Below are 19,770 nucleotides of genomic sequence, written 5' to 3'. Positions count from 1 at the left end.
ATGGTAGCGGGCGTAGGGAAATGGTGTTCGAGGGCGGCGGTATGGGCTCCTGACGCGGGCATGTCCATGGATTAGGCTGCCCGAACGGTCCCTGACTGGAGGTGCGGATGCGTCGCCCTGTCGTGCGGAAACTGACGGTTCTGGCGGTGTCGGCCGCCGTGGTGTCGGTGGGGGCCGCGGCGCCCCCGGCTCCCCGGACGACGCCGGTGGAGAAGGTCCCGGTCGCCGTCGGTTACGGCGGCGCGGTGGCGAGCGTCGACGCGGACGCCTCCGCCGCCGGGATCGAGGTGCTGAGGAAGGGCGGCAACGCCGTCGACGCGGCCGTGGCCACCGCTGCCGCGCTGGGTGTCACGGAGCCGTACTCCGCCGGGATCGGTGGCGGCGGTTACTTCGTCTACTACGACGCCCGGTCCCGTTCGGTGCACACGATCGACGGCCGCGAGACCGCGCCGCTGACGGCGGACGAGAACCTGTTCAGCGAGAACGGCACGGCGATTCCCTTCGCCGAGGCGGTCACCAGCGGACTGAGCGTCGGCACTCCCGGCACCCCCGCCACCTGGCAGGCGGCGCTGAAGAGCTGGGGCAGCAAACCGCTGCGCACCCTCCTGAAGCCCGCCGAACGGCTGGCCCGCGACGGCTTCACCGTCGACGCCACCTTCCGCGCGCAGACCGCGTCCAACGAAGCGCGGTTCCGGAACTTCCCGGACACCGAGAAGCTCTTCCTGCCCGGCGGTGAACTGCCCGTCGTCGGCTCCACCTTCACCAACCCCGACCTGGCGCAGACCTACCGGGAGCTGGGCCGCGAGGGCGTCGGCGCGCTGTACCGGGGCCGACTGGCCAAGGACATCGTCGACACCGTCAACGACCCCCCGGTGGACCCGGCCTCCGGCTACCACGCCCGCCCCGGCGATCTGTCGCTGAGGGACCTGGCGGCCTACCGCACCAAGAACCAGGCGCCCACCAAGACGTCGTACCGAGGCCTCGACGTCTACGCGATGGCGCCCTCCTCCTCGGGCGGCACCACGGTCGGCGAGGCGCTCAACATGCTGGAGCGGACGGACCTGTCGAAGGCGAGCGAGGTCCAGTACCTGCACCGCTACATCGAGGCGAGCCGGATCGCGTTCGCGGACCGGGGGCGCTGGGTGGGCGACCCGGCCTTCGAGGACGTACCGACGAAGGAGCTGCTGTCGCAGCAGTACGCCGACTCGCGCGCGTGCCTGATCAAGGACGACGCGGTGCTGACCAGCCCGGTCACGCCGGGTGACCCGCGTGACCCGGCGGCGTGCTCCGCGGGCGGCACGGCGGCCCCGACGACGTACGAGGGCGACAGCACCACCCACCTGACCACGGCCGACAAGTGGGGCAACGTCGTCTCCTACACGCTCACCATCGAGCAGACCGGCGGCAGTGGCATCACCGTCCCGGGGCGCGGCTTCATCCTCAACAACGAGCTGACGGACTTCTCCTTCACCCCGGCCAACCCGGCGGTGCACGACCCCAACCTGCCGGGTCCGGGCAAGCGCCCGCGGTCGTCGATGTCGCCGACGATCGTGCTGGACGAGCACAGGAAGCCGGTGGTGGCGCTGGGCTCGCCCGGCGGGGCGACCATCATCACCACCGTGCTGCAGACGCTGACCGGTTTCCTGGACCGCGGACTGCCACTCGTCGACGCCATCGCCGCACCACGAGCCAGCCAGCGCAACGCCGCCCAGACCGAGCTGGAGCCCGGACTGTACGACGACAACGAGGTGCGCAAGCGGTTGCAGGCCATCGGCCACTCCTTCCGCCTCACCCCCGAGATCGGCGCAGCCACGGCCGTCCAGCGCCTGCCGGGCGGGAAGTGGTTGGCGGCAGCGGAGAAGGAGCGGCGTGGGGGCGGGTCGGCGATGGTGGTGTGGCCGGTGCGGTGACGCTCACGCGGCCGCGCGCTCGGTAACGCGTGCGCGGCCGCCGCAGTGACGCTTGTGCGGCCGGGTGTTCGGTGCCGCTTGCGCGGCGGGGTGCTCGGCACCGCTTGCGCGGCCGCTTTGTCGGTGCCGTCTGCGCGGCCGTTTTCCGGCAGCGGCTGTGCCGCGCGGCGCTCGCGGTGCCGTCTGTGCGCCGCTGTCCTCGGCATCGCCTGCGCCGCGCACTTTCGGTGCCGCCTGTGCCGGGGCGCTCCAAGTCCTGCCCGGGCGGCCGCTGCCTCGGTAACGCGGCCGCGCTCTCGCTGGCGGTTGGTTACGCCGTTGCGCTTTCCGTTCGGAACGTCAGGCTGCCGCTTTCCGTGTCCACCCTTACCCGGTCGCCCTTCTGTACGCGGCCGTCGAGGAGGAGGCGGGAGAGTTCGTTGTCGACCTCGCGTTGGATGGTGCGGCGCAGGGGGCGGGCGCCGTACTCCGGCTGGTAGCCCTGGCGGGCCAGCCAGTCGACGGCCGGGTCGGTGAACTCGACCATGATGCCCTGGGCCTGCATCAGCCGGCGGGTGTGTCCCAGCAGCAGGTTGGTGATGCGGTGCAGCTGGTCCGGCGTGAGCTGGCGGAAGACGACGATCTCGTCGATGCGGTTGAGGAACTCGGGGCGGAAGTGCTCACGCAGCGGACGCAGGATCTGCTCGCGCCGCGCCTCCTCGTCCGCCTCGGCGTCGCCCGCGCCGAAACCGATTCCCGCGCCCCGCCGGGTGATCGCCTCGGAGCCGAGGTTGCTGGTCATCACGATCACCGTGTTGGTGAAGTCGACCGTGCGGCCCTGGGAGTCGGTGAGGCGGCCGTCGTCGAGGACCTGCAGGAGGATGTTGAAGACGTCAGGGTGCGCCTTCTCCACCTCGTCGAGGAGGAGGAGCGAGTACGGGTGGCGGCGGACCACCTCGGTGAGCTGCCCGGCCTCCTCGTGGCCGACGTACCCGGGCGGCGCGCCGACCAGGCGGCTGACGGTGTGCCGTTCCTGGTACTCGCTCATGTCCAGCCGGACCATCCGCTCCTCGCTGCCGAACAGCGCCTCGGCGAGGGCCCGCGCCAGCTCCGTCTTGCCGACACCGGTCGGACCGAGGAACAGGAAGCTGCCGATCGGCCGGTCCGGGCTGGCGAGCCCGGCACGGGAGCGCATGACCGCCTCGGAGACGACCCGGACCGCCTCGTCCTGGCCCACGACCCGCTCGTGCAGGTGTTCCTCCAGGCCGAGCAGCCGTTCCTTCTCCTCCTCGGTCAGCCTGCTCACCGGGATGCCGGTCTGCCGCGACACCACCTCGGCGATGGCCTCGGCGGTCACTTCGAGGTTCAGTCCCTCGTCGGCCTCCTCGTCGCCGCTTGCCTCGGCGATCCGCCGCTTCAGCTCCGTGATCCGGTCCCGCAGCTGCGTGGCCTGCTCGTACTGCTCGTCGGCGACCGCCTGGTCCTTGTCCCGGACCAGCTGCTCGGCCTCCCGTTCCATGGCCCGTACGTCCGTGCCCTTGGTACGGGCGCGCAGCCGCACCCGCGCGCCCGCCTGGTCGATCAGGTCGATGGCCTTGTCGGGCAGGCGGCGGTCGGTGAGATAGCGGTCGGACAGCTCGACGGCGGCGACCAGGGCCTCGTCCGTGTAACGGACCTGGTGGTGGGCCTCGTAGCGGTCGCGCAGGCCGCGCAGGATCTCGATGGCGTCCGAGGCGGTCGGCTCGGGGACCAGGATCGGCTGGAAACGGCGGGCGAGCGCCGCGTCCTTCTCGATCCTGCGGTACTCCTCCAGGGTGGTGGCGCCGACGATGTGCAGCTCACCGCGGGCCAGGGCGGGCTTGAGGATGTTGCTCGCGTCCATGGAGCCGCCCTCGCCGCCGCCACCCGCGCCGACGACGGTGTGCAGCTCGTCGATGAAGATGATCAGGCGGTCCGAGTTGGCGCGGATCTCGCCCACGATGGTGTTGAGCCGCTCCTCGAAGTCACCCCGGTAACGGGTTCCCGCGACCACACCGGGCAGGTCCAGGGCCACCACCCGCCGCCCGATCAGTACGTCGGGCACGTCGCCGTCGGCGATCCGCTGCGCCAGCCCCTCCACGATCGCGGTCTTGCCGACCCCCGCGTCACCGATAAGCACGGGGTTGTTCTTGCCGCGCCGGGAGAGCACCTCGATCGTCTGCTCGATCTCCTCGTCCCGCCCGATCACGGGGTCGATACGGCCCTGACGGGCCAGGTCGGTGAGATCACGGCCGAACTTGTCGACGGTCGGCGTGGCCGCCGGGCGGGCCTGCTCGGGGCGGGCCTGCGTGGCGTCCGGGGCGGCCTCCGGCGGCATTCCCGAGGGGGCGAAGCGGGCCGCGTTGAGGATGTGCCCGGCGGCGGAGTCCGGGTTGGCGGCGAGTGCGCTGAGCACATGCTCGGGGCCGATGTAACCGGTGCCGCTCGCGCGGGCCAGGTCGTGCGCGTCCAGCAGGGCGCGCTTGACGGCCGGGGTGAGCGAGAGCGAGGTGGGCGGCGGGACCTCGCCCTGCGGGTGCTGGACCGGGCCCGAGCGCTCGTCTATCTCCGACGCCAGGGTGTCGGGGTCCGCGCCGGCGCGACTGAGCAGGCTGCGGGTCGGTTCGCTGGCGAGCGCCGCGCGCAGCAGGTGCTGGGTGTCGAGATCCCGGCTGCCGTGTTCGGCGGCGTACTGCGCGGCACCGCGCACCAGATCCCGGGCCGGCTGACTGAGCAGCCGGCCGATGTCGATCTGGCGGGGCCCCGGGCGGGGGCCGCCGAAGAAGCGGGCCAGGAATTCTCCGAACGGGTCCGGGTTCATGCCCTCCGGGCCAGGGAAGCCGCTGGTCATCACAGTTCCGTTTCGCTGATCGGCGTACCGGTGTGCACGAGTGCGCCGGCGCTGCGCGGCTAAACGTGGGGCACGCTCTTTAACACCTTGGCACGATCGCGGGTGGGCGGCATGTGGGGCGCCTACGGTTCGGGGGTGCCTGGTTGATCGGCGGGTGCGGGTCGGCTGTGGCTGGTCGCGCCCACGCGGCGGAGCCGCACAATGTCACAGCCCCGCGCCCCTTTAGGGCGTTGGTCTGGCCGTGAGGATGCGAGGGGCCGTCTCTGTGATCGCAACCGTGTGTTCCGCGTGGGCTGCGTGTGAGCCGTCGGTTGTGCGGAGGGTCCAGCCGTCGGGGGACGCGTGGTAGTCGTCGCGGCCGCCTGCGATGAGCATGGGCTCGATGGCCAGGACCATGCCCTTGCGCAGAGGGAGGCCGCGGCCCGGGCGGCCCTCGTTCGGGACCGAGTGGTCCTCGTGCATACGGCGGCCGATGCCGTGGCCGCCGAAGCCGTCCATGATGCCGTAACCGGCCTTGCGGCAGACCGTGCCGATGGCGTGGGCGATGTCGCCGATGCGGTTGCCGACGACCGCCGCCTCGATGCCGGCCGCGAGGGCGCGCTCGGCGGTCTCGATCAGGCTCAGGTCGGCCCGGCGGGGGCGGCCGACGACGAAGCTGATCGCCGAGTCGCCCACCCAGCCGTCCAGCTCGGCGCCGCAGTCGACGGAGAGCAGGTCGCCGTCGCGCAGCCGGTAGCCGGTCGGGATGCCGTGCACGATCGCGTCGTTCACCGAGGTGCAGATGACGGCCGGGAAGGGCGTGGGCGCGAAGGACGGGCGATACCCGAGGAAGGGCGACTTCGCGCCCGCCTCGCGCAGCACCTCGCGGGCCACCTCGTCCAGCTCCAGCAGGGAGACGCCCACGGCGGCGGCCTCGCGTACGGCCGTGAGGGCGCGGCCGACGACCTGGCCCGCCTCGTACATGGCGTCGATCGATGTGTTTGTCTTCAGCTCCACCATGCCAATTACTATACCGGTATTACAATGACGGCATGGTGCGCACCCCTCTCACCCCCGAAGAGCGCGAACGCGGCGAGCGGCTCGGGCAGCTGCTGCGCGAGGCGCGTGGCGGCAGCAGCATGGCCGAGGTGGCGGCTCGGGCGGGCATCTCCGCGGAGACCCTGCGCAAGATCGAGACCGGCCGCGCCCCGACCCCGGCCTTCTTCACGGTGGCCGCGCTGGCCCGTGCGCTCGGCCTGTCCATGGACGAACTGGCCGGAGCCTGCGCGCCTGTTGGCGTCTGACGGCAATGTCGGTGCATGGCGATGTCACCGCCGGAACGTGGCTGATCTGAGGCCTCTGCGTCCCCTCGGAAAACTCCCCGTAGCGAGCCTGTAACACGACTGGTGTTGTCTACGGGCCGGAGTTGTCCGGTCCTTACGGGGGTTGCGCGATGGCAGTGGAACAACTCCCGGCTCGGGTGCGGGAGTTCGCGAACTACCTGAACAGCCTGCTGGCGCGCCTGGATCAAGGCGCCGGGTGGTGCGCGGTGTTCTGGCAGCGCGACCCGGAGGGCATGCGGGCCTGCCTCGACGGGCTTGAGGTGCCGCCGTGGGATGTGGTCGAGGCGCTGCTGCAGGATCTCGCCGCCGAGTACGGCCCCGAGGTCGCCGCCCCCGAGAAGGAACGGGCCCGCCCGCTGCACGCCGCCGCGCTCAACGCGTACGACGCCCGCCCCGGCGGCCGGGACGCCGTCGGGGACCGGCTCGACGTCATGCTCCGCGAGCAGCGGTACGCCGCGGAACGGGTCGCCGAGCTGGGGCGGTTGCTGCCCACCGCCGCGACCCAGGAGGACGCCGACGCCATCCGCCTGGACCTGGCGTGGGCCCGCGACGACCACGACCGGGCGACCGCCCGCTGCGCCGAACTCCGCGCACGCATGGCGGACTTGGACCGGCGCTCGGTGGGCGGCGGCCACGTGCGGGGCGCACAGCTGATCCGGCCGCGGAGCGCGGGGGAGAGGCGGGGGCACGGTCCCGTGCTGCGCACGGAGGCCGGTTCGTACGGCCCACAGGGCGCCCACCCCTCCGGGGACGACACGGGCGTGGCCACTCCCGGCCAGGGCACCCCTTCCGCCCCCGGCAACCTCGCCGCCCCAGCCCCTGGCACCAACGACTCCACCACACCGACTGCGCCCACGCAGCCCACCGCCTTTGCCCAGGAGCCCCGTCACCGCATGGCCTATGACCCGGCTCAGGCCTACGAGGGCCCGCATGCGGCCGCCTTCGACCCGGCTCTCGACCGCGAGGGCTCACAGTCCGCCGTCTTTGACTCGGGCCCCGTCCGCGAGCCCCGGCAGCCCACTGCCTATGACTCGGCCCAGGCGCACGAGGGCCCGCAGGCGGCCGCCTTCGACTCGGCTCTCGCCCGCGAGGGATCACGGCCCACCGTGTTTGACTCGGGCCTCGTCCGCGAGCCCCGGCAGCCCACCGCCCATGACCCGGCTCAGGCCTATGAGGGCTCACAACCCGCCGCCTTTGACCCGGGCCGCGTCCCCGAGCCCCGGCACCCCACCGCCTATGACTTGGCCCAGGCCCACGAGGGCTCACAGGCCGCCGCCTACGACCCGGTTCTCGCCCGCGAGACCCCGCATCCCACCGCCTACGACTCAGCCCCAGCCCCGACCCGCCCAACCCCCCACCCGGCGGCCTTCGACCCGACCCCCACCCCAACCTCCGAGCCCCCGCAACCCCCAGCCTCCGCCCCGGCCCCCGACTCCCCCCGCCCCACCCCCAAGCAGCGCAAACGCCGCCGCGGCGGGGCCCGTTTCGCTGGGATGGTCGAGGAGGAAGCCGCCCCCACCGTCGTACCGCCGGGCGCCGTACCCGTACTGCCCGCCCCGGCCCCGACCACCGGTCGTACCCTGCGCGGCGCCCGTTTCGCGGGGGTGGCCGAGGAACCGGACGGGCGGGCGGAGCCGGAGGGTGAGGTGGTGGACTCGGCGGCTCGGCGGGACGTCGCCGGGATGGTTGAGACGTTGGTGCGGCTGCGCAGCGAGGGGCGCACGGGTGAGGCGCACGTGCTGCTGGTCGAGGCCGCCTACTGGCCCGCCGCCCGCTTTCCGCTGCTCGCCGCCGAAATGGAACGCGCCGGGCTCGGTGCCGACTGGGCGACGCTGCTGTGGGAGGCCGCCTCGCTGCCCGCCGAGCAGTTGGTCGCCGCGGCGGACGCGCTGGTCGCGGCAGGTCGGGACATCGACGGGGAGCAGATCCTGCGGCAGGGCGTGGGGCGGCCCGCCGGTGAGATCGGCCGGGCCGTGCTCGCGCTGGCCCGCGAGGGCCGTCGCCGCGAGGTGCGGGCGCTGCTCGACGCGTACGTCCGGGTCCGCACCCCCGAGGAGGCCGCGCGCAGTGCCGGGCCCGACCCGCAGACCCTGGTGCCGCTTCTGCTGGAGGCCGCGCAGGGCGTGTCCGCCGAGCGGCACTGGGACCTCGTGCACGCCCTGCGTGTCGCCGGTCTCACGACGTAGGGCCTGTCGTTTGGATCATGCCGGCGTCGCGGGGTCTGGCACGCGCTCCCCCAGAGGGGTACCCCCAGCCGCGTTGTCGTCGGTTGCCGACTCCCCCACGCTCGAACGAGCTCGCGCGGGGGGACCCCCATCGCGTCGCCGCCCTCCTCCGCCTTGCAGCTGCACGCTCCCCCACGCTCGAACCAGCTCGTGCGGGGGCACCCCCATCGCCCCCGCTCGGGTCGGCTCAAAGGCGCAGTCTCTCTCAGACGACCTGATCCAAACGACAGGCCCTAGCCGCCCGTGATCACCCACAGGGGTGTGAAACAGCGCCGACTTCGCGGGTTAACGACGATGGTCTTGGCAAGGCCTTCACCTAGGCATACGTTCGTGCCTCTACAGCCCGCTCTACGGGCGTAGAGGCGCTGACGTCCCGTCGAAGGAGCAGCTCATGGCGAACGTCGTCCGTGCCGCTCTGGTCCAGGCCACCTGGACCGGCGACACCGAGTCCATGGTGGCGAAACACGAGGAGCACGCCCGCGAGGCGGCCCGGCAGGGTGCCAAGGTCATCGGGTTCCAGGAAGTCTTCAACGCCCCCTACTTCTGTCAGGTCCAGGAACCGGAGCACTACCGGTGGGCCGAGCCGGTGCCGGACGGGCCGACCGTACGTCGCATGCAGGAACTCGCCCGCGAGACCGGCATGGTGATCGTGGTGCCGGTCTTCGAGGTCGAGCAGTCCGGCTTCTACTACAACACCGCGGCCGTGATCGACGCGGACGGCTCCTACCTCGGCAAGTACCGCAAGCACCACATCCCGCAGGTGAAGGGATTCTGGGAGAAGTACTACTTCAAGCCCGGAAACCTCGGCTGGCCCGTCTTCGACACCGCCGTCGGAAAGGTCGGCGTCTACATCTGCTACGACCGCCACTTCCCGGAGGGCTGGCGACAACTCGGACTGAACGGCGCCCAGTTGGTGTACAACCCGTCCGCCACCCACCGGGGTCTGTCAGCCTATCTGTGGCGGCTGGAGCAGCCCGCGGCCGCCGTCGCCAACGAGTACTTCGTCGCCGCCATCAACCGGGTCGGGGTCGAGGAGTACGGCGACAACGACTTCTACGGCACGAGCTACTTCGTCGACCCGCGGGGGCAGTTCGTCGGCGAGACCGCCAGCGACAAGGCGGAGGAACTACTCGTGCGCGACCTCGACTTCGACGTCATCGAAGAAGTGCGGCAGCAGTGGGCCTTCTACCGCGACCGCCGCCCCGACGCCTACGAAGGGCTGGTGCAGCCGTGACCAAGGACCTGCTGGGACGCCACCGGGCCGTGCTCCCCGACTGGCTCGCCCTCTACTACGACGACCCGATCGAGATCACCCACGGCGAAGGCCGGCACGTCTGGGACGCCGCCGGAAACCGGTATCTCGACTTCTTCGGCGGCATCCTGACCACGATGACCGCGCACGCCCTGCCCGAGGTGACCAAGGCGGTGAGCGAACAGGCCGGGCGGATCATCCACTCGTCCACCCTGTACCTCAACCGTCCGATGGTGGAACTCGCCGAGCGCATTGCCCAGTTGAGCGGCATCCCGGACGCCCGCGTCTTCTTCACCACGTCCGGCACGGAGGCCAACGACACGGCCCTGCTGCTCGCCACGACGTACCGCCGCAGCAACACGATCCTGGCGATGCGCAACAGCTACCACGGCCGCTCCTTCAGCGCCGTCGGCATCACCGGCAACTGCAGCTGGTCACCCACCTCCCTGTCCCCACTGCAGACGCTGTACGTCCACGGCGGCGTGCGCACCCGAGGGCCGTACGCCTCGTTGAGCGACGACGAGTTCATCGCGGCCTGCGTCGAGGACCTCACCGACCTGCTCGGCCACACCCGCCCGCCCGCCGCACTGATCGCCGAGCCCGTCCAGGGCGTCGGCGGCTTCACCTCACCGCCGGACGGCCTGTACGCCGCCTTCCGCGAGGTGCTCCACGAGCGCGGCATCCTCTGGATCGCCGACGAGGTGCAGACCGGCTGGGGCCGCACCGGCGACCACTTCTGGGGCTGGCAGGCGCACGACCGCAGCGGCCCGCCGGACCTGCTCACCTTCGCCAAGGGCATCGGCAACGGCATGTCCATCGGCGGGGTCGTCGCCCGCGCCGAGATCATGAACTGCCTCGACGCCAACAGCATCTCCACCTTCGGCGGCACCCAGATCACCATGGCCGCGGGCCTCGCCAACCTCACGTACCTGCTGGAACACGACCTCCAGGGCAACGCCCGGCGAGTCGGTGGGCTGCTGATCGAGCGGTTGCGGGCCGTCGCCGCGCAGGTGCCGGCCGTGCGTGAGGTGCGGGGACGCGGACTGATGATCGGCATCGAGGTGACGCGGCCCGGCACGGACGAGGCGGATCCGCAGGCCGCGTCCGCCGTGCTGGAGGCGGCCCGCGAGGGCGGGCTGCTCATCGGCAAGGGCGGCGGGCACAACACCAGCGCCCTGCGCATCGCGCCGCCGCTGTCCCTGACCGTCGCGGAGGCCGAGGAGGGCGCCGCCATCCTCGAACGCGCTCTGAGGAGCATCGGCTAGCACTGGTACGAGCAAGGGAGCCGCCATGACCACCACCTCGGAGTCCTGGGAACCCTTGGAACCGGCCCTGTCGGTCCGGCAGGTCCTCACCCTGGAACGGGTGCTCGCCGGGGAGCCCGAAGTGGTGGCCGGCGCGAGCCAGCTCGACCGGCCGGTGCGCTGGGTGCACGTCGCCGAGGCCGCCGACGTCGGGGTGATGCTCAGCGGCGGCGAGATGGTCCTCACCACCGGCGTCCTGCTCGCCGGCGACCCGGACAAGCAGGCCGAGTACGTCCGCTCGCTGCACCGCGCGGAGGCGGCGGCCGTCGTGCTCGGCCTCGGCCGCGCCTTCCCCGCCGCGCCGGACGCGATGCGGCGGGTCGCCGAGCGGTGCGGGCTGCCCATGGTCGTCCTGCACCGCCCCTTCCCCTTCGCCGAGCTCACCGAGGAGGTCCAGTCCCGGCTGGTGCGGCGGAAGTTCGCCGCCGTCAGCCTCTCCGAGGCCGTACGCACCGAACTCACCGCGCTGATCACCTCCGGCGCCCCCTTGCAACGCCTGCTCGACGAGGTGGCCCGGCACAGCGCCTGCCCCGTCGTCGTGAGCAACCTCGCCCACCGCGTCCTCGCCACGGCGGGGGAGCGGCCGGCCGTCGACGACGTGCTGCGCGACTGGGAGCGCATCGCCCGCCAGGCCGGCGGCAGCGAGGGCGACGGCTGGATCCGCGCCGAGCTGAGCGGGCGCGGAGAGCGGTGGGGACGGATCGTGCTGTGCGGTTACCGGGGTGACACCGCCACCGGGCGGCTGCTCGCCGACCGCGCCGCCGAGGCCCTCGTCCTGCACCGGATGCTCGGCGGCCCGTCGGGCAGCTGGGAGGAGCAGTCGGCGCAGGGCCTGCTGACGGACCTGATCAGTGGCGTCGTACCCGCGCGGCAGTTGCTGCCCAGGGCACGGGCGGCCGGGCTGCCGGTCAACCGGCGCACCTTCGTTCCGTTGGTCGTGCGCGACCGTGAACCGGACCGACTCGACCGCGTGATGCGGCTGCTGGGACTGCCCGGAATCGCCGCCGAACTCGCCGACGGGGCCACCGCCGTGCTGCTCAGCCTGGCCCGGGACCAGGACGCCGAGGCGCTCACCGCCCACTTCGCGGCCCGGCTGCGGTCCACGTCAGGGCCCGTCGCCGCCGCGGCACCGCGCACCGACTGGGACGACGTGCCCGCCGGGCTGCGCGAGGCGCGGCACGTCGCCGACGCCGTGGCGGACTCCGCGGCCGCGCTGGACCTCCCGGCCGTCGTCCGCCTGAAGGACGTACATCTGCGGGGCCTGATCCGCCTGCTGCGGGACGACCCGCAGGTGCAGTCCTTCGCGGAGCGGGAGCTGGACGGGCTGCTGTGCGGGCGGGACGACGAGGCGGGCGCCCTGCTTGCCGTCCTGCGCACCTATCTCGCCACCGGCCGCAACAAGTCCCGCACCGCCCAGCTCCACCATGTCTCGCGGCCCGCGCTCTACCGCCGCCTGGAGGCGATACAGGCGCGGCTCGGGGTGGACCTCGACGACTTCGAGCAGGCCGCGTCGGTGCACATCGCCCTCCTCGCACACGACGCGCAACAGGGGTGAAACATGCGACGACCTGGGAAAACGGTGGTGAAACATGAGCCTGCCGAAGGGTGACACGGTGGCACGCCGCAGCGTCGCAGACGTGACACAGTGCACCTCAAAGACGACATCCGGACTTCCTAGGCTCACCGCACACCGAGCTACCGGAGCGACCGGAGGTCCCGATGAGCCGAGTGATCCGCGCCGCCGTCTTCCAGACCGCATGGACCGGCGACAAGGAGTCGATGATCCAGGTGCACGAGCAGGCCGTGCGCGACGCCGCCGCGCAGGGCGCCCAGGTCCTGTGTTTCCAGGAGCTGTTCTACGGGCCGTACTTCTGCCAGGTCCAGGACCCCGCCTTCTACGAGTACGCCGAGCAGATCCCCGAGGGCCCGATCGTCCGGCGCTTCCAGGCCCTCGCGAAGGAACTGGGCATCGTCCTCGTACTGCCGATGTACGAGGAGGAGCAGCCCGGCGTCCTCTACAACACCGCCGCCGTGATCGACGCGGACGGCTCCTACCTCGGCAAGTACCGCAAGACGCACATCCCGCAGGTGAGGGGGTTCTGGGAGAAGTTCTACTTCCGGCCCGGGAACAGCGGCTGGCCCGTCTTCGACACCGCTGTCGGAAAGGTCGGCGTCTACATCTGCTACGACCGTCACTTCCCGGAGGGCTGGCGGGCGCTCGGCCTCGCGGGTGCCGAGCTCGTCTTCAACCCGTCGGCCACCTCGCGCGGCCTGTCCGCCTATCTGTGGCAGCTGGAGCAGCCTGCGGCGGCCGTCGCCAACGAGTACTTCGTCGGCGCGATCAACCGGGTGGGGGTGGAGGAGTACGGGGACAACGACTTCTACGGCACGAGCTACTTCGTCGACCCGGAGGCCCAGTTCGTGGGGGAGGTGGCGAGCGACAAGGAGACCGAACTGGTGGTCAGGGACCTGGACATGGCGAAGCTGCGAGAGGTCAGGGACCGCTGGCAGTTCTACCGGGACAGGGCACCGGGAGCGTACGGTCCCCTGACGACGCCGTAAGGGGCGACGTACCTCAGGGGCGCGGGGCTGTGCTCGATGTGCGGCTGCCGCCGCGCGGGCGCGACCAGCCACAAACAACCTGCACACACCCACAACGAGGAGCGACCCGGACATGACCACCCGAACACTAATCCGCGGCGGCCTCGTCATCACCGCCTCCGACGAGATCCACGCCGACGTCCTGATCGAGGACGGCCGCATCGCCGCCCTCGCCACCTCCGGCACCCCGGCCGCCGACGCCTGGACGGCCGAGCGGACGATCGACGCCACCGGAAAGTACGTCATCCCGGGCGGCGTCGACGTCCACACCCACATGGAGCTGCCGTTCGGCGGCACCTTCGCCTCGGACACCTTCGAAACCGGCACCCGCGCGGCAGCGCACGGCGGCACCACGACCATCGTCGACTTCGCGGTGCAGAGCGTCGGCCACACCCTGCGCGAGGGGCTGGACGCCTGGCACGCCAAGGCCGAGGGCAACTGCGCCATCGACTACGGCTTCCACATGATCGTCTCCGATGTGAACCAGGAGACGCTGAAGGAAATGGACCTCCTCGTCGAAGAAGGAGTGACGTCCTTCAAGCAGTTCATGGCCTATCCGGGCGTCTTCTACAGCGACGACGGCCAGATCCTGCGCGCCATGCAGCGCTCCGCCGACAACGGCGGACTGATCATGATGCACGCGGAGAACGGCATCGCCATCGACGTCCTGGTCGAACAGGCGCTGGCCCGAGGGGAGACCGATCCCCGGTATCACGGAGAAGTGCGCAAGGCGTTGCTGGAGGCCGAGGCCACCCACCGCGCCATCCGGCTCGCGCAGGTCGCCGGGGCGCCCCTGTACGTCGTGCACGTCTCGGCGATGGAGGCAGTCGCCGAGCTGGCCAAGGCACGCGACGAGGGGCTCAACGTCTTCGGCGAGACCTGCCCGCAGTATCTGTTCCTGTCGACCGACAACCTCGCCGAACCCGACTTCGAGGGCGCGAAGTACGTCTGCTCGACACCGCTGCGGCCGCGCGAGCACCAGGCGGAGCTGTGGAAGGGCCTCAGGACCAACGACCTTCAGGTCGTCTCCACCGACCACTGCCCCTTCTGCTTCGTCGGGCAGAAGGAACTCGGCCGCGGCGACTTCTCCAAGATCCCCAACGGGCTGCCGGGCGTGGAGAACCGTATGGACCTGCTCCACCAGGCCGTCCTCGACGGGCACATCTCACGCCGCCGCTGGATCGAGATCGCCTGCGCCACCCCGGCCCGGATGTTCGGCATGTACCCGAAGAAGGGCACCATCGCGCCGGGCGCCGACGCCGACGTCGTGATCTACGACCCGCACGCCGAGCAGGTCATGTCGGCCGAGACGCACCACATGAACGTCGACTACTCGGCGTACGAAGGAAAGCGCGTCACCGGCCGCGTCGAGACCGTGCTCTCGCGCGGCGTCCCCGTCATCACCGAGCGGGAGTACACCGGGCACGCCGGGCACGGCGTCTACACCCCCCGCTCCACCTGTCAGTACCTCAACTAGGAGCGGTGCCCATGGACTTCGGACTCGTACTGCAGACCGACCCACCGGCCTCGCGGGTGGTCTCCCTGATGAAGCGCGCCGAGCGCAACGGGTTCACCTACGGCTGGACCTTCGACTCGGCCGTGCTCTGGCAGGAACCGTTCGTGATCTACAGCCAGATCCTCGCGAACACCCAGAAACTGACGGTCGGGCCGATGGTGACGAACCCCGGCACCCGCACCTGGGAGGTCACCGCCTCCACCTTCGCCACGCTCAACGACATGTTCGGAAACCGCACGGTGTGCGGTATCGGGCGCGGCGACTCGGCGATGCGGGTGGCCGGCCGCAAGCCCAACACGCTGGCCCGGATCAGCGAGGCCATGAAGGTCATCCGGGCGCTGGGCAGCGGCCGGGAGGCCGACCTCGGCGGCACGGTGATCAGGTTCCCGTGGATCAAGCCGGGCGCCCAACTGCCCGTATGGATGGCGGCGTACGGGCCCAAGGCGCTGAAGATGACCGGCGAGGAGGCGGACGGGTTCATCCTCCAGCTCGCCGATCTGTATCTCACCGAGTACATGGTCAAGGCGGTCAAGGACGCCGCCGTCGCCGCCGGGCGCGACCCCGCCGAGGTGACCATCTGCGTGGCCGCCCCCGCCTACGTCACCGAGGACGACTCGCCCGAGGCGCTCGCGCACGCCCGGGAGCAGTGCCGCTGGTTCGGCGGGATGGTGGGCAACCATGTCGCCGACCTGGTCGCGAAGTACGGCGAGCACTCGGCGGCCGTACCCGACGAACTCACCGACTACATCAAGGCCCGCGAGGGCTACGACTACTCCCACCACGGGCGCAGCGGAAACCCCGACACCCGGTTCGTGCCCGACGAGATCGTCGACCGGTTCTGCCTCATCGGGCCGGTCGAGAAGCACATCGAGAAACTCAATGCGCTGCGCGAGCTGGGCGTCGACCAGTTCGCGGTGTACGACATGCACGACGCGCAGGAGGCCGTCATCGACGCGTACGGCACGTCGGTGATTCCTGCGGTCAACGCCTGACTCTCCGCCTTACGACCCCCCACACCTTGTCCCCCCTCTCCGCTCCCCCGGAGAGGGGCCCAAGGCCAGCCCCCGCACGGCCTTTCCCGTCCCACCTTGTCGATTGGCCTGCCCATGACCGAAACAGTCCCCACGGGGTCGCCTGCCGCCCAGACCGCCCACGCCGACGGCCGGATAGAGCTCGCCCCCGAGGCCTTCCCCACCGACAGCCCGTTCGCCAACGAGGACCTGCGTCCCGTCCCGGTCGCCGAGCGCAAGTGGACGACGTACAACTTCGCGGCGCTGTGGATCTCCATGGCGCACTGCATCCCCAGCTGGACCCTGGCCTCCGGCCTGGTCGCGCTCGGCATGGACTGGAAGCAGGCGGTCTTCACCATCGCCCTGGCCAACGTCATCGTGCTGCTGCCGATGCTGGCCACCGGTCACGCCGGCCCCAAGTACGGCATCCCCTTCCCCGTGCTCGCCCGCGCCTCCTTCGGGCTGCGCGGCGCCAACGTCCCGGCGCTGATCCGGGCGGCGGTGGCGTGCGGCTGGTTCGGCATCCAGACCTGGATCGGCGGCAGCGGCATCTTCGCCCTCGGCTCCAAGATCACCGGCGGTGAGTGGGAGAAGGCGGGGCAGATCGCCGGCAACCCCTGGCCGTTGTGGCTGTGCTTCATCCTGTTCTGGGCCGTGCAGATCGCCATCATCTACCGCGGCATGGACTTCCTGCGGCACTTCGAGAACTGGGCCGCGCCCTTCGTGATCGTCGGCGCCTTCGTGCTGCTGATCTGGATCGCGGTGGAAGCCAACGGTTTCGGTGAGTTGCTGTCGCAGCCCTCGAAACTCGGCTGGGGCGCGGACTTCTGGCCGGTCTTCTTCCCGTCCCTCATGGGCATGATCGGCTTCTGGGCGACCCTCTCCCTCAACATCCCCGACTTCACCCGCTTCGGCGCCAGCCAGCGCGCCCAGACGTGGGGCCAGTCACTGGGCCTGCCCACGACGATGACCCTGTTCGCGATCCTCGCCGTGCTGGTCACCTCCGGCTCCGAGGTGGTCTACGGCGAGGCGATCTGGGACCCGGTCGCCCTCGCCGCCAAGGCGGACAACGTCTTCGGCCTGCTCTTCGCGCTCATCACCGTGCTGATCGCCACGATCTCCGTGAACATCGCGGCCAACGTGGTCTCCCCGGCGTACGATCTGGCCAACCTGGCGCCGAAATTCATCAACTTCCGTACCGGCGCGCTGATCACGGGCGTCATCGGCGTCCTGATCTTCCCGTGGAAACTGATCTCGACGCCCGAGTTCTACATCTTCACCTGGCTCGGCGTGGTCGGAGGTCTGCTCGGCACCGTCGCGGGCATCCTGATCGCCGACTATTGGATCGTCCGGCGTACGGTCCTGCACCTGGCGGACCTGTACACGCCGGGCGGGCGCTACTGGTACACCTCCGGCTGGAACTGGCGCGCCCTGGTGGCGTTCGGCGTCGGTGGTGTGCTGGCCGTCGGCGGGTCGTACTCCACCGTGAACGCGGACGGAGTGAAGTCCGGACCCTTCCCGGCGGACGGGGTGATCCCGTTCCTGAAACCGCTCGCCGACTACGGCTGGGCGGTGGGCCTGGCGGCCTCACTGCTGCTGTACGTGGCGCTGATGCTGCCGCGTGAACGGACCTGAGGCTCATGCCGGAGGGCGGTCGGCCTACTGACCGCCCTCCAGCGCCGCCACCGCCTCCTTGGCCGCCTTGATCGCGCCCTTGTTCATCTCGTCCGAGCTGGGCGCCTCCTTCGACTCGAAGTCGGAGCCGTTGTACGTCACGACCACCAGCGCGTTGGCGGCGCGCACGATCACCACGCCCTCGCGGGTCTTCTGGTCGTCCTCGGTGGTGAGGTTCACGACGGAGTAGGCCGCGTCCCCCACGCTGGGGACGACGCCACCGCCGCTCTTCTCCTCGACGCGCTGCTGGTACTGCTTCTCCGCCTCGTCGTCCGAGTCGCCGATCTCGAAGGAGACGTCGAGCCAGCGGTAGTCGTAGCCCTTGAGGGCGTTCCAGGAGCAGGTGCGGCGCACCGAACTGTCCGTCGAGGCGATCTCCTTCCCGGCCGTCTTGGCGCCGGGTACCAGCGAGGTGATCGTCTTCTTGGCGAGGCTGCCGCACGGCGCCGGGGCCTTGGTGTACGTCTTCGGCACGGCCGTCGAGGACGGCGCCGAGGCGGACTGGGTCCCGGTCTTGTCCGCCGCCTTGTCCTGGGCGGCGGGCGCGGCGGACTCCGGGCCGGAGGTGAGCGCCCAGCCCGCGCAGGCGAGCACGGCGACCGGGGTCAGGCGCGCGGTGAGAGCGAGCGGCAGAGGTAGAGAACGCACGGCGCACTTCTCGTGGGGGATGGTGCGGAGGGGGTCCGCACTGCGGACGGGACGCCAGTGTCACACGACTCCCTGTGGGGCGGAAGTGCCAACTCGCTCCGTACTTGAGCGGTAACTGAGCCTGACGGTCGGTGCGTTGTGTGTCCCGTTATGTCCGCGTGGGCCCGGCGGGGGTGGTGCCGTGTTCACTTTCAGTGTCATGCGGAGGCGTACCGGCTTGTGCCGCTCAAACTCCCCAGAGCCTCCCCGAGCGACGTGAAACTCCCCAGCCGCTCCCCAAAGGAGCGGCTGGGGTGGGCACTGAACGCTCCGGGTCTGATGGAGGCTCGGGCCTGTGCCGGAGCTCTCGACGACGGCCGAACCCTGGTTCTGGATCACTTTCAGTGCCGGGGCCACGGAGGGTCACCACAATCGCGATCATGAACGGCGTGGGTGATGTGTTCCTCCAGGACCTGTGGTTCCACCAGGTCGAAGGCGTAGTGATCGAAAACGCAGTCGACGACGGCGAGTTGGTGGTCGTGCGGGCCCGCGCATCGGCGGAGCGGGCCGCATGTCCCGCCTGCGGGACGGTGTCGGGCCGGCCGCCTGGCTCGCCGACCATCCCGGCGTCGAGGTGATCTGCGGTGACCGGTCCACCGCATACGCCGAGGCCGGACGACTCGGCGCCCCGGACGCGATTCACGTCGCGGACCGGTGGCACATCTGGAGAAACCTGGCCGAGGCCGTCGAGAAGACGGTCATCCAGCATCGCACCCTGCTGCGCGAGCCGGAGAACCTGCCCCGGTCCGTGCCGCCGAGCCCCTGGAGAGCCCGGAGCTTGCGCCGCCTTCCCCGGAGAACCACGGCAGTCGGGCCGTCTGTCGGGCCGGGTTGCGCGAGCAGCACGCGGCCGTCCACGCCCTGCTGGATGAGGGGCTCGGCCTGCGGCCGATCGCCCGCCGACTGGGCCTGGCCCGCAACACCGTCCGCCGCCTCGCCGATGTGGCCACCGCGGACGAGCTCCTGGTCGGGCGGTGGACCGGCCGGACCAGCATCCTCGACCCCTACAAACCCCACCTCCATCAGCGGCGGGCGGAAGGCTGCACCGTTGCCCGCCGCCTGTTCGAGTAAGTCCGCGAGCTCGACGAACGTCTTGCGGGAATAGCTCTTCCGGTCACAGAAGTACCGGCGGACCCGCAGCCGGACTATGACCCGGCGAAAGCCCAACGGTCTCTCATCCATGGCACGTTGGTACGTGCTGTGTCCACCACCAGGACGTCGGAGGAGCCACTGACGTGCTCCACTCGCACATCGATCCCGGGACACAGAACATCCTCGACCGCCTTGCTCGCCATGGCAGGAAAACACTCTGCCGAAACGATCCCCCGTTCGCCTCTCTCACTGGGGATTCACGAAACTTGGGAAGTTTCAGCGAGCGTCGCGCACGTCGTCGGCTGGGGTGCCCGCCTCGCGGCTAATGG

Annotated in this window: 15 protein-coding genes and 1 pseudogene; 13 read left to right on the top strand and 3 right to left on the bottom strand. The window is 70.9% G+C overall.

The annotated features are described in order from the left end of the window. Positions 1-107 precede the first annotated feature (107 nt). On the top strand, positions 108-1,910 hold the full coding sequence (gene ggt / locus SSP24_RS05390) for a gamma-glutamyltransferase (RefSeq protein ID WP_141307611.1): 1,803 nt from the start codon (positions 108-110) through the stop codon (positions 1,908-1,910). 310 nt (positions 1,911-2,220) lie between these two features. Here ggt and SSP24_RS05385 read toward each other — a convergent pair whose 3' ends face one another. After that, positions 2,221-4,758, bottom strand: coding sequence for an ATP-dependent Clp protease ATP-binding subunit (locus SSP24_RS05385; RefSeq protein WP_141307610.1), 2,538 nt, complete (start codon positions 4,756-4,758; stop codon positions 2,221-2,223). A 222-nt stretch (positions 4,759-4,980) separates the two neighbouring features. Beyond that, positions 4,981-5,757: a type I methionyl aminopeptidase gene (gene map / locus SSP24_RS05380; protein ID WP_141307609.1), complete on the bottom strand. Its 777-nt coding sequence runs from the start codon at positions 5,755-5,757 to the stop codon at positions 4,981-4,983. Positions 5,758-5,789: 32 nt separating this feature from the next. Here map and SSP24_RS05375 point away from each other — a divergent pair, with 32 nt between their 5' ends. The 9 genes from SSP24_RS05375 to SSP24_RS05335 all read left to right on the top strand — a co-directional run bounded on the left by SSP24_RS05375 (position 5,790) and on the right by SSP24_RS05335 (position 17,623). Then, positions 5,790-6,041 (top strand): helix-turn-helix domain-containing protein, encoded by a 252-nt coding sequence (locus SSP24_RS05375; RefSeq protein ID WP_141307608.1) that lies wholly within the window; start codon positions 5,790-5,792, stop codon positions 6,039-6,041. Positions 6,042-6,190: 149 nt separating this feature from the next. After that, complete coding sequence (locus tag SSP24_RS05370; protein WP_141307607.1) at positions 6,191-8,266, top strand: hypothetical protein; 2,076 nt, start codon at positions 6,191-6,193, stop codon at positions 8,264-8,266. A 430-nt stretch (positions 8,267-8,696) separates the two neighbouring features. Next, positions 8,697-9,539 (top strand): nitrilase-related carbon-nitrogen hydrolase, encoded by an 843-nt coding sequence (locus tag SSP24_RS05365; protein WP_141307606.1) that lies wholly within the window; start codon positions 8,697-8,699, stop codon positions 9,537-9,539. Continuing rightward, positions 9,536-10,822 carry an aspartate aminotransferase family protein gene (locus tag SSP24_RS05360; protein ID WP_141307605.1) on the top strand — a complete coding sequence of 429 codons (1,287 nt, stop codon included), beginning with the start codon at positions 9,536-9,538 and terminating at the stop codon, positions 10,820-10,822. The genes SSP24_RS05365 and SSP24_RS05360 overlap by 4 nt, the downstream gene beginning before the upstream one ends. Before the next feature lie 25 nt (positions 10,823-10,847). Continuing rightward, complete coding sequence (locus SSP24_RS05355; RefSeq protein ID WP_141307604.1) at positions 10,848-12,416, top strand: PucR family transcriptional regulator; 1,569 nt, start codon at positions 10,848-10,850, stop codon at positions 12,414-12,416. 164 nt (positions 12,417-12,580) lie between these two features. Then, positions 12,581-13,423 (top strand): nitrilase-related carbon-nitrogen hydrolase, encoded by an 843-nt coding sequence (locus tag SSP24_RS05350; RefSeq protein ID WP_141307603.1) that lies wholly within the window; start codon positions 12,581-12,583, stop codon positions 13,421-13,423. A 112-nt stretch (positions 13,424-13,535) separates the two neighbouring features. Beyond that, positions 13,536-14,939 (top strand): dihydropyrimidinase, encoded by a 1,404-nt coding sequence (gene hydA / locus SSP24_RS05345; protein WP_141307602.1) that lies wholly within the window; start codon positions 13,536-13,538, stop codon positions 14,937-14,939. A gap of 11 nt (positions 14,940-14,950) precedes the next feature. After that, on the top strand, positions 14,951-15,970 hold the full coding sequence (locus SSP24_RS05340) for a TIGR03842 family LLM class F420-dependent oxidoreductase (protein ID WP_141307601.1): 1,020 nt from the start codon (positions 14,951-14,953) through the stop codon (positions 15,968-15,970). A gap of 114 nt (positions 15,971-16,084) precedes the next feature. After that, positions 16,085-17,623 carry an NCS1 family nucleobase:cation symporter-1 gene (locus SSP24_RS05335; protein WP_141307600.1) on the top strand — a complete coding sequence of 513 codons (1,539 nt, stop codon included), beginning with the start codon at positions 16,085-16,087 and terminating at the stop codon, positions 17,621-17,623. A gap of 24 nt (positions 17,624-17,647) precedes the next feature. On the opposite strand, the gene SSP24_RS05330 is transcribed toward SSP24_RS05335, so the two are convergent. Continuing rightward, complete coding sequence (locus tag SSP24_RS05330) at positions 17,648-18,310, bottom strand: hypothetical protein (RefSeq protein WP_141307599.1); 663 nt, start codon at positions 18,308-18,310, stop codon at positions 17,648-17,650. A gap of 419 nt (positions 18,311-18,729) precedes the next feature. On the opposite strand from SSP24_RS05330, the gene SSP24_RS42700 reads away from it, so the two are divergent. The 3 genes and pseudogenes from SSP24_RS42700 (at position 18,730) to SSP24_RS43845 (ending at position 19,420) form a co-directional block, all read left to right on the top strand. After that, complete coding sequence (locus SSP24_RS42700) at positions 18,730-18,927, top strand: hypothetical protein (RefSeq protein ID WP_167529509.1); 198 nt, start codon at positions 18,730-18,732, stop codon at positions 18,925-18,927. Next, positions 18,861-19,016: pseudogene (locus tag SSP24_RS43850) on the top strand (hypothetical protein); the annotation flags it as partial. The gene SSP24_RS42700 and the pseudogene SSP24_RS43850, both read left to right, overlap by 67 nt. A 164-nt stretch (positions 19,017-19,180) precedes the next feature. Beyond that, positions 19,181-19,420, top strand: coding sequence for a hypothetical protein (locus tag SSP24_RS43845; RefSeq protein WP_229864851.1), 240 nt, complete (start codon positions 19,181-19,183; stop codon positions 19,418-19,420). Positions 19,421-19,770: the final 350 nt, after the last annotated feature.

Source organism: Streptomyces spinoverrucosus (genome assembly GCF_006539505.1).
GTDB classification, from domain to species: Bacteria; Actinomycetota; Actinomycetes; order Streptomycetales; family Streptomycetaceae; genus Streptomyces; species Streptomyces spinoverrucosus.
This window is presented reverse-complemented; position numbering and strand designations above follow the sequence as displayed.